General features: G+C 70.1%; 15 protein-coding genes. 9 read left to right on the top strand and 6 right to left on the bottom strand.

Annotated elements, in window-relative coordinates; genetic code table 11:
- The first annotated feature begins 184 nt into the window (after positions 1-184).
- Genes IEX37_RS08405 through IEX37_RS08375 form a run of 7 tightly spaced genes read left to right on the top strand, consistent with a single transcriptional unit; the run spans position 185 to position 6,715 of the window.
- Positions 185-1,513, top strand: coding sequence for a phenylacetate--CoA ligase family protein (locus IEX37_RS08405; protein WP_188755810.1), 1,329 nt, complete (start codon positions 185-187; stop codon positions 1,511-1,513).
- 27 nt (positions 1,514-1,540) lie between these two features.
- Positions 1,541-1,744: a hypothetical protein gene (locus tag IEX37_RS08400; RefSeq protein WP_188755809.1), complete on the top strand. Its 204-nt coding sequence runs from the start codon at positions 1,541-1,543 to the stop codon at positions 1,742-1,744.
- A gap of 24 nt (positions 1,745-1,768) precedes the next feature.
- Positions 1,769-2,200 (top strand): cupin domain-containing protein, encoded by a 432-nt coding sequence (locus tag IEX37_RS08395; protein WP_188755808.1) that lies wholly within the window; start codon positions 1,769-1,771, stop codon positions 2,198-2,200.
- Positions 2,197-3,060, top strand: a complete 864-nt coding sequence (locus IEX37_RS08390) for an acyl-CoA thioesterase (RefSeq protein WP_188755807.1) — start codon at positions 2,197-2,199, stop codon at positions 3,058-3,060. The genes IEX37_RS08395 and IEX37_RS08390 overlap by 4 nt, the downstream gene beginning before the upstream one ends.
- A gap of 19 nt (positions 3,061-3,079) precedes the next feature.
- Positions 3,080-5,449: a bifunctional salicylyl-CoA 5-hydroxylase/oxidoreductase gene (locus tag IEX37_RS08385; RefSeq protein WP_188755806.1), complete on the top strand. Its 2,370-nt coding sequence runs from the start codon at positions 3,080-3,082 to the stop codon at positions 5,447-5,449.
- A gap of 13 nt (positions 5,450-5,462) precedes the next feature.
- On the top strand, positions 5,463-5,870 hold the full coding sequence (locus IEX37_RS08380; protein WP_188755805.1) for a RidA family protein: 408 nt from the start codon (positions 5,463-5,465) through the stop codon (positions 5,868-5,870).
- On the top strand, positions 5,867-6,715 hold the full coding sequence (locus IEX37_RS08375; RefSeq protein ID WP_188755804.1) for a fumarylacetoacetate hydrolase family protein: 849 nt from the start codon (positions 5,867-5,869) through the stop codon (positions 6,713-6,715). The genes IEX37_RS08380 and IEX37_RS08375 overlap by 4 nt, the downstream gene beginning before the upstream one ends.
- 11 nt (positions 6,716-6,726) lie before the next feature.
- On the opposite strand, the gene IEX37_RS08370 is transcribed toward IEX37_RS08375, so the two are convergent.
- Positions 6,727-7,236, bottom strand: a complete 510-nt coding sequence (locus IEX37_RS08370; protein WP_188755803.1) for an Lrp/AsnC family transcriptional regulator — start codon at positions 7,234-7,236, stop codon at positions 6,727-6,729.
- Between the two features lie 131 nt (positions 7,237-7,367).
- Between IEX37_RS08370 and ald the strand changes: the two genes are divergently transcribed.
- Together ald and IEX37_RS08360 are read left to right on the top strand one after the other, a co-directional pair.
- Positions 7,368-8,465: an alanine dehydrogenase gene (gene ald, locus IEX37_RS08365; protein ID WP_188755840.1), complete on the top strand. Its 1,098-nt coding sequence runs from the start codon at positions 7,368-7,370 to the stop codon at positions 8,463-8,465.
- 68 nt (positions 8,466-8,533) lie between these two features.
- Positions 8,534-8,782 (top strand): DUF4287 domain-containing protein, encoded by a 249-nt coding sequence (locus tag IEX37_RS08360; RefSeq protein WP_188755802.1) that lies wholly within the window; start codon positions 8,534-8,536, stop codon positions 8,780-8,782.
- 4 nt (positions 8,783-8,786) lie between these two features.
- Here the strand turns inward: IEX37_RS08360 and IEX37_RS08355 are convergent, their stop codons facing one another.
- The 5 genes from IEX37_RS08355 to IEX37_RS08335 form a co-directional block, all read right to left on the bottom strand.
- Positions 8,787-9,401: a flavin reductase family protein gene (locus tag IEX37_RS08355; RefSeq protein WP_188755801.1), complete on the bottom strand. Its 615-nt coding sequence runs from the start codon at positions 9,399-9,401 to the stop codon at positions 8,787-8,789.
- A gap of 190 nt (positions 9,402-9,591) precedes the next feature.
- On the bottom strand, positions 9,592-10,542 hold the full coding sequence (locus IEX37_RS08350) for an ATP-grasp domain-containing protein (protein ID WP_188755800.1): 951 nt from the start codon (positions 10,540-10,542) through the stop codon (positions 9,592-9,594).
- An 88-nt stretch (positions 10,543-10,630) separates the two neighbouring features.
- Positions 10,631-11,872 (bottom strand): LLM class flavin-dependent oxidoreductase, encoded by a 1,242-nt coding sequence (locus IEX37_RS08345; protein WP_188755799.1) that lies wholly within the window; start codon positions 11,870-11,872, stop codon positions 10,631-10,633.
- Entirely contained in the window at positions 11,872-12,825 is a 954-nt protein-coding gene (locus tag IEX37_RS08340) for an LLM class oxidoreductase (protein WP_188755798.1), read from the bottom strand. The genes IEX37_RS08345 and IEX37_RS08340 overlap by 1 nt, the downstream gene beginning before the upstream one ends.
- Positions 12,822-14,192, bottom strand: coding sequence for an O-acetylhomoserine aminocarboxypropyltransferase/cysteine synthase family protein (locus IEX37_RS08335; RefSeq protein ID WP_308421666.1), 1,371 nt, complete (start codon positions 14,190-14,192; stop codon positions 12,822-12,824). Before IEX37_RS08335 ends, IEX37_RS08340 begins: the two co-directional genes overlap by 4 nt.
- Positions 14,193-14,195: the final 3 nt, after the last annotated feature.

Raw genomic sequence — 14,195 nt, 5'->3', positions numbered from 1 at the left:
GTCACGCGACGAGGAGATTACGGACCCCGCGATTCCGGGTCGCGTTGCCGCGGTGCCCGTCCGTGGCGGCGCGCAGCGCGGGAAACGCATTGTTTACATTCCGAAACATTGACGCGCGTCAGGAGAGTGATACATTCGCAGGGACTTCGAGCCCTGCTCATCCACGACCACGCGCGAGGTGCCCATGTCCACTTCCCCTTATTGGAACCCCAAGACGGAGACGCTTCCGCGTGAGCAGCTGCGCGCGCTTCAGTTGGCGAAGCTGCGTCGGGTGGCGGAGTGGGCGCAGGCACGCAGCCCCTTCTACCGGCGGAAGTTCGCGGGTGCCGGGTTCGAGCCCGAGCAGCTGCGCTCCTGGGCGGACATCGAGCGCATCCCGTTCCTCACGCGCGAGGAGTGGATGGAGAGCCAGGCCACCCATCCCCCTTACGGTGAGTTGCCCGTGGCGGGCGCCGAGGCGGCGATCCGATTGCACACGACGAGTGGCACGAGCGGTAAGCAGCCGTTGCGGGCGCTCGACTCCCGAAAAGACTGGGCATGGGCCGCGGAGATGTGGAGCTATGCCCTGTGGGGGGCGGGCGTCAGGCCGCACGACATCGGGTACGTGGCCTTCGGTTACGGATCGTTCATCGGGTTCTGGGGGCTGCACAATGGGCTTGAGAAGCTGGGGGCGCTGACCATCCCCGGTGGCGCCCAGACGACAACGACGCGCGTCAAGCAGATCGTGGACTTCGGCGTGACGGTGGTGGCGTCCACGCCCACTTATGCGCTGCGCATGGCGCAGGAAGCGGAGGTCCTCGGCCTCGATCTGAAGGACTCGCCGGTCCGCGTGGTCATTCTGTCGGGGGAGCCGACGCCTCGCGCCACGCGCGATCTCATCGAGGCGCAGTGGGGGGCGAAGGTGCACGACACCGCGGGGATGACCGAGATCTCGACGATCTTCATGTTCGAGCCCGAGGACCAGCCCGGCGGCTGTCACATCATCGAGGACCACTTCATCGAGCAGGTCGTCGACCCTGACACGGGCAGCGAACTCCCTTACGGCGAGGCGGGAGAGCGCGTGACGACGTCCTTCGGCCGCAGCATGATCCCGCTGCTGCGCTATCGGACCAAGGATCTCGTCGTGAAGATGCCGCACACCGCCGCATCGAACGGGCGTACGTGGGATCTGTACGAGGGCGGGATCATCGGCCGGGTGGACGATATGAAGCTCGTTCGCGGGACGAACGTCTACCCGCGCGCGATCGAAGGGATCGTGCGGCAGTTCGGGGAGGTCGACGAGTTCCAGGTCGAGATCACTCGTGAGGGCATCCGCGATGAGATCTCGCTGCACGTCGAGACGGTGGAGGGCTTCGTCGACTCCCGGTGGGACGTGCTCGCGGCCGCCCTGCAGACGGAGCTCGCAGACGCGCACGAGGGTCTCAGGTTCCATGTACGGCGCCGCACGGCGGGTGAGCTGCCCAGATTCGAGCTCAAAGCACGACGCCTCACGGATCTGCGGCCGGTCGACTGACATAGCGAAAGGGTTGGAGGGCACGAGATGACGACTGATCTTCTGGGCGCGGAGCTCACCGAGGAAGAGGCCCACCTGATGCGCCTCTACGGCGAGCTGAAGCTGCTCGTCGCGCGACCAGGGCTCGCGCCCGCGACGAGGGCCGCGGCCCTCGCGGCGCTCGCCCCGATCGCCGTGGCGGTCACCGACCTGGGCCTCGCCTTCGAGCACCTCATCGACGTCGGCGCATAGGGGCGCCGCAGAGAAAGGAACGCCATGACCATCGACGCAACCGTCATGCCCGTCGTCACCCGGGCCGGCGAAGAGCACACCGACACGGCCGACTCCGGCGGCGCGCACCGCGTCTCCGGAGTGAGCGTCGACCACACCCCTGCGACGAAGATCTGGTTCGGCCGGGTGAGCAACGAGCCGGGCTTCCGCTCTCTGCCGCACCACCACGGCGAGGCGGAGACCGGGGGCTACGTCCTCCGCGGTCGCGCGCGGATCTACTACGGAGCGGACTATGCCCAGTGGGTCGACATGGCCGCGGGAGACTTCGTATTCGTTCCGCCCTACATGCCGCACGTGGAGGCCAACATGAGCACGACGGAGGAGCTCGTCTGGCTGACCGCGCGTACGCCGGACAACATCGTGGTCAACCTCGAAGACGTCCCGGATGAGACGCTCTCGGGATTCCGGCGCGCGTGAGCGGCATCGCTGGCTTCCGGGCAGCCATCACACTGGAGCCGATCGGCGAGGACGTCTTCCTCGCACGCACGCAGACGGTGCCCTGGGCGAAGTCCTACGGGGGCGATTTGCTCGCGCAGGCGGCGGCTGCGGCGATGCGCACCGTTGCGCCGGACCGAGCGCTGCATGCGACTCACTCGCTCTTCGTCGCCCCGGCGACGGTCGGCGGGAGCATCGAGTATCGCGTCGAGCGCCTCCGGGACGGCAAGTCGTACTCGTCTCGCCGCGTGACCGGCGCGGAAGGCGGACGCGTCGTGTTGAGTGCGCTGTGCTCCTTCCACGTCGGAGAGACGTCCGACCTGTTGTCGGAAAGCGCGCCCGACGTGGAGGGGCCGACCGGGCTGGCCACGTCCGCCGAGTGGGTCAGCGGGCTGGCCGATCCTGCGGCCGCCTACTGGGCCCACGGCAGGGGATTCGACATCCGTCACCTCGGGCTTCCCTTGTACGCGCAGCCCACCGGCGAGCGCGCGCGCGAGGTGCGGTACTGGGCCCGGGCATTCGAGGCGCTGCCGGACGAAGCGGATGCGCACCGGCTCGCGCTCATCTATCTGTGCGATTACGGCATGCTCGAGCCTGCGCTGCGCGCCTCGGGACTCGCCTGGACCGATCCGGGTTTGACGACGGCGAGTCTCGATCACGCGATGTGGTTCCATGCCGACGCCCGAGCCGACGAGTGGCTGCTGTGCAGCATTCGACTGGTGTCCCACAGTCGTGGTCGAGCGCTCGTGAAGGGCGACTACTTCAGCGAGGCCGGCGTGCACGTCGCCTCGGTGGCGCAGCAGGGAATGATCCGCCGGCCGGCAGCGGTCGACGGATCTTGACGAGGAGAAGGAGCACATCGTGCGCATTGCCGTCATCGGAGGGGGCCCCGGAGGCCTGTACTTCTCGGCTCTCATGAAGCAGGTCGACCCGCAGGCCGACATCACCGTGTGGGAGCGCAACGCGTCGGACGACACGTTCGGCTTCGGCGTCGTCTTCAGCGACGAGACCCTCGCTGGGATCGAGTCGGCGGACCCGGTGCTGTTCGCCGCGATGTGCCAAGAGATGGCCCGCTGGAGTGACATCGACGTGCAGGTCGGCGGAGAGGCTCTGCAGGTCGGCGGTCAGGGGTTCTCCGCGCTGAGCCGGAAGCGTCTGCTTCAGCTGCTGCAGGAGCGATGTGCCGACCTCGGTGTCGCCGTGCACTTCCGGACGCTCGCGCCGGAAATCGACGAGCTCGCCGCGGAGTACGACCTCGTCGTGGCATCCGACGGGCTGAATTCCCAGACCCGGTCGCGCTGGGCCGACGACTTCGGAGAGTCGTTGGACCCGCGCCGATCCAAGTACATGTGGTTGGCCGTCGATCGGGCGTTCGAGGCCTTCACGTTCCTCATCAAGGACACCCCGTATGGGCGCATGCAGGTGCACGGCTATCCCTACTCCGCGACCGAGAGCACGTTCATCGTCGAGATGCACCCGGCTGTGTGGGAGCGGGCCGGCTTCGCGGAGCTCGCCGACGGAACTCTGGCCCCCGGTCAGAGCGATGAGCGGTCGATCGCGCGGCTGGCGGAGATCTTCGCGGAGGAGTTGGAGGGACACACGCTCCTGGCGAACAACTCGAAGTGGCTCACCTTCACGACTGTGCGGAACGAGCGCTGGCACCGGGACAACGTCGTTCTGCTCGGAGACGCGGCGCACACCGCGCATTTCTCTATCGGTTCGGGGACCAAGCTCGCGCTCGAGGATGCGCTCGCTCTTGCAGCGGCGCTGGGCGAAACCGGCTCGGTGGAGGAAGGCCTGGAAGCATACGATGCCGCGCGTCGCCCGGTCGTGCTCTCGCTGCAGCGTGCCGCTCAGGCCAGCCTGGAGTGGTTCGAGAACATCGGGCAGTACACGGAGCAGGACGCGCTCCAGTTCACCTTCAACCTCCTCACCCGATCGCGGCGGATCACCCGCGACGGCCTGGAGGTCCGCGACCCCGAGTTCGCCCGACGCATCGACGAGCATTTCGCGGCCGCGACAGCAGGGGGGCGGGCCGCGCCCGCGATGTTCCAACCGGTTCGTATCGGTCAGCTCGAGCTGTCCAACCGCATCGTCGTGGCGCCCATGGACATGTACAGCGCGGCGGACGGGCTCGCGAACGACTTTCACCTCGTGCACCTCGGTTCCAAGGCTCTCGGTGGTGCCGGTCTCGTCATGACCGAGATGATCGGCACGTCCGCGACGGGGAGGATCACGCTGGGCTGCACCGGGCTCTACACCGACGAGCAGGCGGACGCATGGCGTCGTGTCGTCGACTTCGTACACGAACACTCCGCGGCGAAGATCGGCGCGCAGCTGGGGCACTCGGGTCGGAAGGGATCCACACGCCTGATGTGGGAAGGCATCGATGACCCGCTCGAGGAGGGCGGGTGGGACCCGGTGGGGCCCTCCGCGCTTCCGTACAAGGAGGGCAGCGTCGTGCCTCGAGAGCTCACGCGCGCCGACATGGACGCCCTGACCCGGGAGTTCGCGGAGGCCGCGGTCCGTGCGGATTCCGCGGGCTTCGACCTCATCGAGCTGCATGCGGCGCACGGTTATCTGCTCTCGTCTTTCCTCTCCCCGCTCAGCAACATCAGGACCGACGAATACGGAGGTCTGCTGGAGAACCGCCTGCGCTACCCGCTGGAAGTGTTCGACGCCGTCCGCGCCGCCTGGCCGAGCCACAAACCGCTCACGGTGCGGCTTTCGGCGGTCGATTGGGCCGAGGGCGGTGTGGGGATCGACGACGCCGTCGCGATCGCCGCCGCGTTCATCGACCGGGGGGCGGACGCCATCCACGTGTCCAGTGGGCAGGTCGTCGGCCACGAGAGACCAGAGTTCGGGCGCAGCTATCAGACGCCGTTTGCCGATGCCATTCGAAATCGCGTCGCCGCCCGGCGGGGCGTGCCGGTCATCGCGGTGGGCGCGATCTCGTCGTACGACGACGTGAATTCTCTGCTCCTCGCCGGACGCGCTGATCTGTGCGCGCTCGGGCGTACCCATCTGTATGACCCGCAATGGACGCTCCACGCCGCGGCGGAACAGGAGTACCGAGGCGACGGTGTGCAGTGGCCGTTGCCGTTCCGCGCCGGGCGGCGAAAGCCGCCGACGTCCCGCACGGACGCCGTACGCCCGCGGCTCCACCTTCGTGCCGAGGACAGCGATCCCGGGTATCCCCCGCGCTGGCGGCCCCTTGCCGTCCGCGCCTGACCGAAAGGACCTCATGTCGCATCTCCTTGTCAATCCGCGGGAGCTCGCTCGCGCGTCCGGCTTCTCCCATGCCGTCGTCGCAGGCGACACCGTGCACCTCGCGGGGCAGACCGCGATGGCCCCCGACGGCTCGATCGTGCCGGGGGACATCGTTGCTCAGTTCCGGCGGGCGTTCGGGAACCTCTTGACCGCACTCGAGGCCGCCGGAGGGAAACCCACGGATCTGGTCAGCGTGACGATCTACCTCACCGATGTCTCCGACTACCAGGCGCGCGGTCGTGAGATCGGCGCGGTATGGAGAGAGCTCGCGGGGCCCCACTACCCGGCGATGGCGGGGATCGGTGTCCACCGGCTGTGGCAAGAGGAGGCCATGATCGAGATCGCGGGGATCGCTGTGCTCGCAGAGCCGGACACCGCATGAGGCTCGCGACCTTGCGCGTCGGAGACGGCACGCGCGCCGTGCGCGTCGACAGTGCCGGTGGGATCGCGGTCGAGATCCTCTCCTATCCGGACATCGGATCGTTGCTGCGCGACCCGGACTGGTCGTCCGTTGCAGCGCAGGCCCGAGGTGCCGCGCACCCGTTGGACGGCCTCGGGCGCACCGCGTTCGCGCCCGTGGTGCCCCACCCGCAGAAGATCGTGTGCGTCGGGTTGAACTACCGCGAGCACATCCTCGAGATGGGGCGCGATTTGCCGGAGCATCCGACCCTCTTCGCGAAGTATGCTGATGCGCTCATCGGCGCGGGTGACGACATCGTCCTCCCTCGACCGGTCGCGGGCACCGTCGACTGGGAGGGAGAGCTCGCCCTGGTGATCGGCCGCACGGTGCGCGGCGTAAGTCGGGAGGAGGCGGCCGAGGCGATCGCCGGGTTCACAGTGATGAACGACATCACTGTGCGCGGGCACCAATATCGCACGAGCCAGTGGCTGCAGGGCAAGACGTTCGAAGGGACGACGCCGCTCGGCCCCGTGCTCGTCACACCAGACGAGCTCCCGGCGGCAGCGCGGATCACGACCTTCGTCTCGGGCGTGCGGAAGCAGAGCGCGCCGGTGTCCGATCTGGCCTTCGATCCCGCCGCGCTCGTCGGATACGTCTCCGAGATCGTGACGCTACGGCCGGGAGACGTCATCGCGACAGGCACCCCTGGCGGAGTCGGCCACGCTTCGCGCCCGCCGGAGTATCTCTCGGACGGCGAGGAAGTCGTGGTGACCGTCGAGGGGATCGGCGCGGTCCGCAACCGACTCCGCGTCGTCGACGCGGAGTAGGAACGCGAGCATCACCGGAACGGTGCGGCGACGGCGTTGCGATGGTATTCGAAGACGATGCTGGTGCGCGTGGTGGCGACCGACTGCTGGGTCGAAAGGTGATTCACGACGAACTCGCGCACCTCAGACGCGTTCTCCACGGCGATGTGGACGAGGAAGTCGTCCGCGCCGCCGACGAAGAAGAGCTGCAGGACCTGGGGGAGCCGTCGGACCTCGTCGGCAAACGCCACGATGCTGTCGTGGCGGGCACCGGGGCGCAGAACGACGCCGATCATCGCCTGCAACCCTCTGCCGAGCCGTTGATAATCGACGCTCGCGTGGAACCCCGTGAGGATTCCGCGGTCCACGAGCGAACGCGTGCGCGCGTGCGCGGTCGAGGGCGCCACGTCCAGCGCCGCCGCCAGATCCGCGTTCGTGGTGCGCCCGTCTCTCGCGAGGATCGCGATGATCTTCTCGTCCGTGCTGTCGAGTTCCCGCGGGCGAACATCCTTCGTCGGGATGCTGTGGCGAAACCGATCCATGCGGAAATTCTACGCGATACAGATCCGATATGTGTAGAAAATGCAGTCGATAGGAAATCGAGGCGAATAATCTGCGAGCCTGTGATCGGCGGACGCCACACCCGCCTGTCACCGTGAGGAGAGAGAACGGCATGCTCATCGGCATCCCCACCGAGATCAAGAACAACGAGAACCGCGTCGCCATCACTCCCGCAGGCGTGGACCTCCTGACGCGACGTGGTCATCGCGTGCTCGTGCAGGCGGGCGCCGGGGCGGGTTCGCGCATCCCGGACACCGACTACGCCGCAGCGGGTGCGGTGATCGTGCCCGATGCGGCGGACATCTGGGCGGACGCGCAGCTGCTGGTGAAGGTCAAGGAGCCCACTGAACCCGAATACCGTCATCTCCGCCCCGACCTCACCCTGTTCACCTACCTGCACCTTGCCGCCGACCGCCCGCTCACCGACGCGCTCGTCGCTTCGGGGGCGACGGCGGTCGCGTACGAGACGGTGCAACTCGCAGACCGTTCGCTGCCCCTCCTCACTCCCATGAGCGAGGTGGCAGGACGCCTTTCCGCCTTGGTCGGTGCGTATCACCTGATGAGTGCGCAGGGAGGGCGAGGGACGCTGCTCGGCGGTGTGGCCGGAACCCGGCGTGCGAACGTTGTGGTGATCGGGGGAGGCGTCGCGGGCGAGCATGCGCTCGTCAACGTCCTCGGTCTCGGCGCGCAGGTCACCGTGCTCGACGTCAACCCCGCGCGGCTGCGCGAGCTGGACCTCCGTTACGGCAACGCGTTGCAGACGCGCGCCTCGACCCGCTACGCGATCGCGGAGGCGCTTGAGGAGGCGGACCTTGTGATCGGTGCGGTCCTGGTGCCTGGTGCGGCCACCCCCAAGCTGGTCACCGATGACATGGTGGCAGGCATGAAGCGTGGTTCGGTACTCGTCGATATCGCCATCGACCAGGGAGGCTGCTTCGAGCATTCCCGGCCCACTACGCACGACGCCCCCACGTTCGCTGTGCACGGGTCCCTCTATTACTGCGTGGCGAACATGCCGGGCGCCGTGCCCGAGACCTCGACGCGTGCGCTCACGAACGCGACCCTTCCTTACATCGCCGCGATCGCCGATCAGGGGTGGGACGACGCGGCCGCTGCGGATCCGGCCCTCGCGAAAGGCCTCAACGTGCGCCAGGGCGCAATCGTCAACCGAGGAGTCGCTGCGGCCCTCGGTTATGCGCTCGCCGTGTGACGCGGCGACTGCCGGTTCATGGCGGCGACGCGAACGCTCACGTCGGAGGCCGCTGCTACCGTGTGCGCATGACGGAGCACAGGGTCGTGGCCCCGCAGATCGCGCCGGGCGAGAGGGTGAAGGGGCCGGCGTCGTACTTCCCCAGCATCGAGAAGACGTACGGGCGGCCCGTTCAGGAGTGGCTGGACCTGATCGTGGAGCGGCTCGACGCCGAGAAACACATGGAGGTCGTGGCATGGCTCAAGGCCGAGCACGGCCTCGGTCACGGCCACGCGAACGCGCTGGTGGCCTACTGCACGGCGGCCTTGGCGAAGTAGCGCGTCAGCCGATGCGCGAGGCATCGCCGAGGCGGTGCCACGTGCGGTTGTGGTAGACCAGCGCGCCGGCCTCGTGCTCCGGGCCTCGGTTCGTCTCGCCCTGCAGCGCGTGTGCCGCGATGACGGTCGATCCGCCCGCCTCGAGGCGGCTCACGATCGCGCAGCGCGCCCACGCCCGTGCGCCCGGGAAGAGCGGCTCGCCCGTTGACAGGCGCGTCCACTGCGACGTGTCGGCGAAGCGGTCGACGCCGCTCGTGGAGGCCAGGCGGGCGAGCGGCAGGTCGTCGGCATCCAGCAGATGCACGACGATTGTGTCCGCGGCCAGGATGGCGGGGGTCGCCGAGGACAGTGCCGAGACCGAGAAGATGAGCATCGGCGGGTCCACGCTGACCGACGCGACCGATGTCGCCGTCAGGGCGACCGGCCCATCCGGACCTTCCGCCGTGATGACCGAGACCCCGCCGGGGTGGCCCCGGAACAGCGTCTTGAAGCCGTCCGCGTCGAGCGATCCGGGCACGGACAGCAGCTCTCCCGCGTGGTCCCGGGACGCCGCGTCGCGTTCCTCCCGCCCCGACGCGGAGCTGTCGTCCGGCTCAGTGTTCGCGCTCGTGTTGCTCATGCCCCGACGTTACCGCCGCCCCGCGCGCGCCGGGGCCGGCGCTGTCGCAATGTGAAACGCAGCGGGAGCGACCCGCCTCCGCCGACAATCCGTCCCCGCGCCGAGCATGCGTGTGCCTCACGCATTCTGAGCGCGGCGACGGATTGTGGGCGCAGGGACGCAGTGTCGCGGCGGGGACGGATGTCGCCGGTCAGGCGGGGACGGGCTGGTGCTGCGTCAGCAGGGAGCCGAGCAGGCTCGCGATTCGCCCCGGACCCGAGTGGGGCGCGATCGCCTCGACGTCGGGGTTGTAGTTCGTGTTGGTGTTGATGTCGTACGTGACCAGGCGGCCGTCGTAGGTCTCGGCGAACTCGATGCCGGCGATCCGGATGCCCGCGGCCTTCAGGAATGCCCGGTGCTGGGCGACCAGCGGGTGCTCCGGCGTGATCTCCTCGCGCAGCTGGAACAGGGGCGGCGCGGGCGTGCCGTCCTCGCCGTCGACAGCGCACGCCTCGGCGGGGCACAGCTCGAAGCTGCCGGCGCTGGTGTCCACGCGCACGGCGTAGACGAGCTCGCCGTCGACGTACTCCGCGCGGGTCACGAACGGCTCCCGCGTCCAGAGGTACTCCTGCAGCAGCGTGATGCCGTCGGGCGACGGCTCGAAGTCGGGGCCGTCGACCCAGGCGTCGAAGTCGTCGTGCGAGTCCCAGCGACGCACGCCGAGGCCCTTGCCGCCCTGGTTGTGCTTGCTGATGAACGGGGCCGAGAACGACCGCGCGCGCGTCTTCAGGTCGCCGCGGCCGAAGACCGCGGCGGTGGCGGGCACGTCCACGCCGGCGGCGCGCAGGGCGGCGTGCTGCGCGACCTTGCTCACCTCGAGCTCGAGCACCTCGCTGCCGTTGACGACCGTCCGGCCCCACGACTCGAGCCAGCGCAGCACGGCACGGCCGTACTCTTTGGAGTCGGCGTGGTCGCGCGTGTGCGCGGACGCCGACAGGCGCGACCAGAACACGCCCTGCGGCGGCTCGGCGCTCAGGTCGATCGAGCCGTCCGTGAGCAGCCACTCCTGCGCGGGCACGCCCTGCGCGGCGAAGGCGGCGGCGAAGGGCGGGAACCACTCCGCGTTCTCGTGGATGACGTACACCTGGGGCTGCTGCGACATGCCGCCAGCGTATCCCCGCCGCGACCATGCCGGGGTCGCCGTGTGACGTCCTGTGACACCGCGGCGAGTCCCGGCCCGTGCGCCCGGCTCAGTGCGCGAGCGCGCGCGAGCGGCCGCGGATCCGGCTGCGCAGGTCCCGCTCCTCGTACTCGGTGCGGAAGAGCCCGCGGCGCTGCAGGATCGGCACGACGTGGTCGACGAAGTCCTCCAGGCCGGAGGGGAACAGGTCGATCATGACGTTGAAGCCGTCGGCCGCGCCGGCGCGGAACCACTCCTCGATCGAGTCGGCGATCCGCTCGGGCGTGCCGGCGATGAACCGCTGCCCGTAGCCGCCGAAGTCGCGCAGCATCTGCCGCACCGTCAGGTTCTCCTTGCGCGCGTGCGCGATGAGCGAGCGGCGGTAGCCCGTCGAGCCCTTGAACGTCGCGGGATCCGGCTCGTGCTCCACCACGTCCGCGGGAAGCGGTGCGTCGAGGTCGAGCCGCTCGGCGTCGACGCCGAGCGCGAACGACAGCGCGTCGAGGCTGAACTTCGGATGGGCCCGGCTCTCCCAGTGGTCGAAGCGCTCGCGGGCCTCGCGCTCGGTCGACCCGATCACCAGCGCGAGGCCGGGGAGCACGGCGACGTCGTCGGGGTCGCGCCCCGCCTCGGCCGCGAAGGCGCGCACGGCGGCACGGCTGCGCACCGCCTGCTCGAGCTCCATCTCGACCGAGTACACGACGTCGGCGTGGCGCGCGGCGAGCCGCTGGCCCGCCTGCGAGCCGCCCGCCTGCACGAGCACGGGCCGCGGCGGGCGGTCGCCGCCCCACCCGCGCCCGTCCCGGTCCCACAGCTCGAGCACCTGCTCGAGGAACGCGCCGGCGCGCGCGTAGCGCTCGTCCGAGGTGGGGCGGTACGCGCCGAGGCTCGCGCCGAAGTTGTCGGCCGCGCGCGGGTTCACGGTCGTGACGACGTTCCACGCCGCCCGGCCGCCGGAGAGCGTGTTGAGCGTCAGCAGGCGCTCGGCCAGCTCGCCCGGATGGTTGTACGTGGTCGACGCGGTCCACACCATGCCGAGGTGGGTCGTCGCCGCGGCGACGCGCGCCAGCAGCGTCGAGGGCTCGAGGTACTGCCACGGCCGCCGTCGCGGATCCGACAGGACGGGGGTGTCCGCGATGAAGATCGCGTCGATCATGCCGCGCTCGGCGATGCGCGCGACGTTCTCCCAGTACGCGGGATCGATGATGGCGCGCGGATGCAGCTCGGGCTGGCGCCACGCGGCCGGCCGCTGGCCGACGCCGATGACGTTGACGTTGAGGATGAGCCGCCGCTCGGACTCGGTTCCGGGCATCAGAAGAGGTCCTTTCCGGATGCGCTCGCGAAGGCGGGGTGCGCCTGCGCCGGGCGCACGAGCGCGCGTTCGGAGAGCCCCAGCGCCGCGCGCAGCGTTTCGCCGTCGGCGAGCGGCGCCGTCGCGGCGGCCACGGCGCGACGCGCCTCGCGCCAGCGGCGCAGCGCCTCGCGCGGATCGTCGGCGAGCGGCCGCAGCTCGATCGCCCGCACGTCGTCGCCCGCGCGCCACGCGCTCACCGCGACGTCGTCGACGTCGAGCTGGAGCGTCGATCCCGCGTCGATGACGAGATCGTGGAGGGCCTCGCCGGTGTGCGTGGGCTCGGCGTGGGCGCGCACGAAGACGGGCAGGCCCTGAGGGCTCGACGGCGTCGTGAGCGGGCCGGCCACGCGGTAGCGCCCGTCGTGCGCGGGCGCCCAGATGCGCTCGACGTCGGCGATCGCGGGCGCGTCCCGGTCGGTCGTCACGCTCTCCAACGGCCACGTGCGCAGCAGCTGCTGCACGAGCCACAGCGCCTCGGCCGCTCGCGCCGCGTCCGGCCCGTCGTGGGGCTCGCGGACGACGACACCGCTGCGTCCGCCCGTCATGTGATCGAGGCTGCCGATGCGGCGCGCGAGGTTGTAGGGGTGCTCCCGCAGGATGTCCGCGTCGGCGAGCAGTGGGATGCCGGGGAGGAAGCCGCTCGCGTAGGACGCGATCGTGAGCGGCTCCGGCGTGAGCGCGCGCCCCCGGAGCGCCTCGTCGTCGAGGAGGTCGAACGCCGCGGGAGCGATGCCCGGCTCGTCGGCGCGCGCGATCCGCAGGAAGCCGCCCCCGTCGAGCGCGTCGCGCAGCTCCGGCAGCCGGCCGCTCGTGGCGAGGGCGAGCACCGCGGGCGCGGCCAGGGCGAGGCCGAGGCGGATGGGCGCGCTGCGGGGCGAGTCCGACGCGCTGCCGGGCGGGGCCGGCGTCACAGGCCGGCCTCCGACACCGCGTCGAAGGCTCGGCGCAGGTCGGCGATGAGGTCGTCGGCCGTCTCGATGCCGATCGACAGGCGGATGAGGCCGTCGTCGATCCCCAGCCGGTCGCGGATGTCCTGGGTGAAGCTGACATGCGTCGTCGTCGCCGGGTGCAGCGCCATCGACCGGACGTCGCCGATGTTGGTCATGCGGCTGAAGACCCGCAGCGAGTCGTAGAACAGCTCGGCCGCGGCGCGGCCGCCGGCGAGGCTGAACGCGAACACCGAGCCCGACCGGCCGCCGTAGACGCGCTGCGCGATCTCGTAGTACGGGCTCGAGGGCAGCCCCGCGTAGTCGACGCGTGCGACCTCGGGCTGCTCCTGAAGCCACAGCGCGATCCGATGCGCGTTGTCGACGTGCCGCTCGACCCGCAGCGACAGCGTCTCGATGCCCTGCTGCAGCAGGAAGGAGTTGAGCGGCGAGAGCGCCGGACCCATGTCGTTGACGATGCCCAGCCGGAGATAGGCCTCGAGGGCGTGCCGGCCGTACGCCTCCAGCATCGACGGCCGGCCCGGCGCGGGCGCGTCGGTGATGCCGGGGTAGGGACGCGACGCGGCCGCCCAGTCGAACGTGCCGCCGTCCACGATCACTCCCGACAGGCCGGCGCCGTGACCGGCGAGGAACTTGGTCGAGGAGTGCACGACGATGTGGGCGCCGTCCTCGATGGGACGGGTGAGGTACGGCGAGGCGATCGTGTTGTCGACGATGAGCGGGAGGCCGTGGCGCTGCGCGACGCGGGCGACGGCCGCGATGTCGACGATGTCGTTCTTCGGGTTCGGGATCGTCTCGGTGAAGATCGCCTTCGTCTCCGGCCGGATCAGCGCGTCCCACTCGGCGTCGTCCGTCCAGTCCCACACGTAGTCGACCGCGACCCCGAGACGCGAGAACGTGCGGTTGAAGAGGATCTGCGTCCCGCTGTAGATGCTCGCGGTCGACACGAAGTGCTCCCCCGCCCCGGTCAGGCCCAGGATCGCGGACGTGATGGCGGCCTGCCCGGACCCGACGACGATCGCGCCGGCGCCGCCCTCCAGAGAGGCGATCCGCTGCTCGGCGACGAGATGCGTCGGGTTGAGGTTGCGCGAGTAGAGCTGGCCCGGCTCGTCGCCGGTGAAACGGTCCCAGCTCTGACGGAACGAGTCGAACCGGTAGCCCGCGGTCAGGTAGATGGGCGCGACGCGGGCCTGGTACCCGTGCTGGTCCGTGTCGCCCACGTGCACCTGACGGGTGTCGAAGCCGAAGCCGTCCCACTCGTACGTGGGCGGGGCGATCCGGTGCGCCGGCGCCCCGGGCGCGGGCGACGAGGGAGCGGGGGAGGAGGTCACGAT

It is taken from the genome of Microbacterium album (assembly GCF_014643695.1).
Lineage (GTDB): Bacteria > Actinomycetota > Actinomycetes > Actinomycetales > Microbacteriaceae > Microbacterium > Microbacterium album.
The sequence above is the reverse complement of the archived record's forward strand: the minus strand, read 5'-3'. Positions and strand labels throughout refer to the sequence as shown.

Bases quoted from the DNA above. Each gene is read 5' to 3' on its own strand.
- IEX37_RS08380 (WP_188755805.1), top strand. From the start codon at position 5,463: ATGTCGCATCTCCTTGTCAATCCGCGGGAGCTCGCTCGCGCGTCCGGC.
- IEX37_RS08345 (WP_188755799.1), bottom strand. From the start codon at position 11,872: ATGCCCGGAACCGAGTCCGAGCGGCGGCTCATCCTCAACGTCAACGTC.
- IEX37_RS08355 (WP_188755801.1), bottom strand. From the start codon at position 9,401: ATGAGCAACACGAGCGCGAACACTGAGCCGGACGACAGCTCCGCGTCG.
- IEX37_RS08360 (WP_188755802.1), top strand. From the start codon at position 8,534: ATGACGGAGCACAGGGTCGTGGCCCCGCAGATCGCGCCGGGCGAGAGG.
- IEX37_RS08370 (WP_188755803.1), bottom strand. From the start codon at position 7,236: ATGGATCGGTTTCGCCACAGCATCCCGACGAAGGATGTTCGCCCGCGG.
- ald (WP_188755840.1), top strand. From the start codon at position 7,368: ATGCTCATCGGCATCCCCACCGAGATCAAGAACAACGAGAACCGCGTC.
- IEX37_RS08405 (WP_188755810.1), top strand. From the start codon at position 185: ATGTCCACTTCCCCTTATTGGAACCCCAAGACGGAGACGCTTCCGCGT.
- IEX37_RS08350 (WP_188755800.1), bottom strand. From the start codon at position 10,542: ATGTCGCAGCAGCCCCAGGTGTACGTCATCCACGAGAACGCGGAGTGG.
- IEX37_RS08375 (WP_188755804.1), top strand. From the start codon at position 5,867: ATGAGGCTCGCGACCTTGCGCGTCGGAGACGGCACGCGCGCCGTGCGC.
- IEX37_RS08395 (WP_188755808.1), top strand. From the start codon at position 1,769: ATGACCATCGACGCAACCGTCATGCCCGTCGTCACCCGGGCCGGCGAA.
- IEX37_RS08400 (WP_188755809.1), top strand. From the start codon at position 1,541: ATGACGACTGATCTTCTGGGCGCGGAGCTCACCGAGGAAGAGGCCCAC.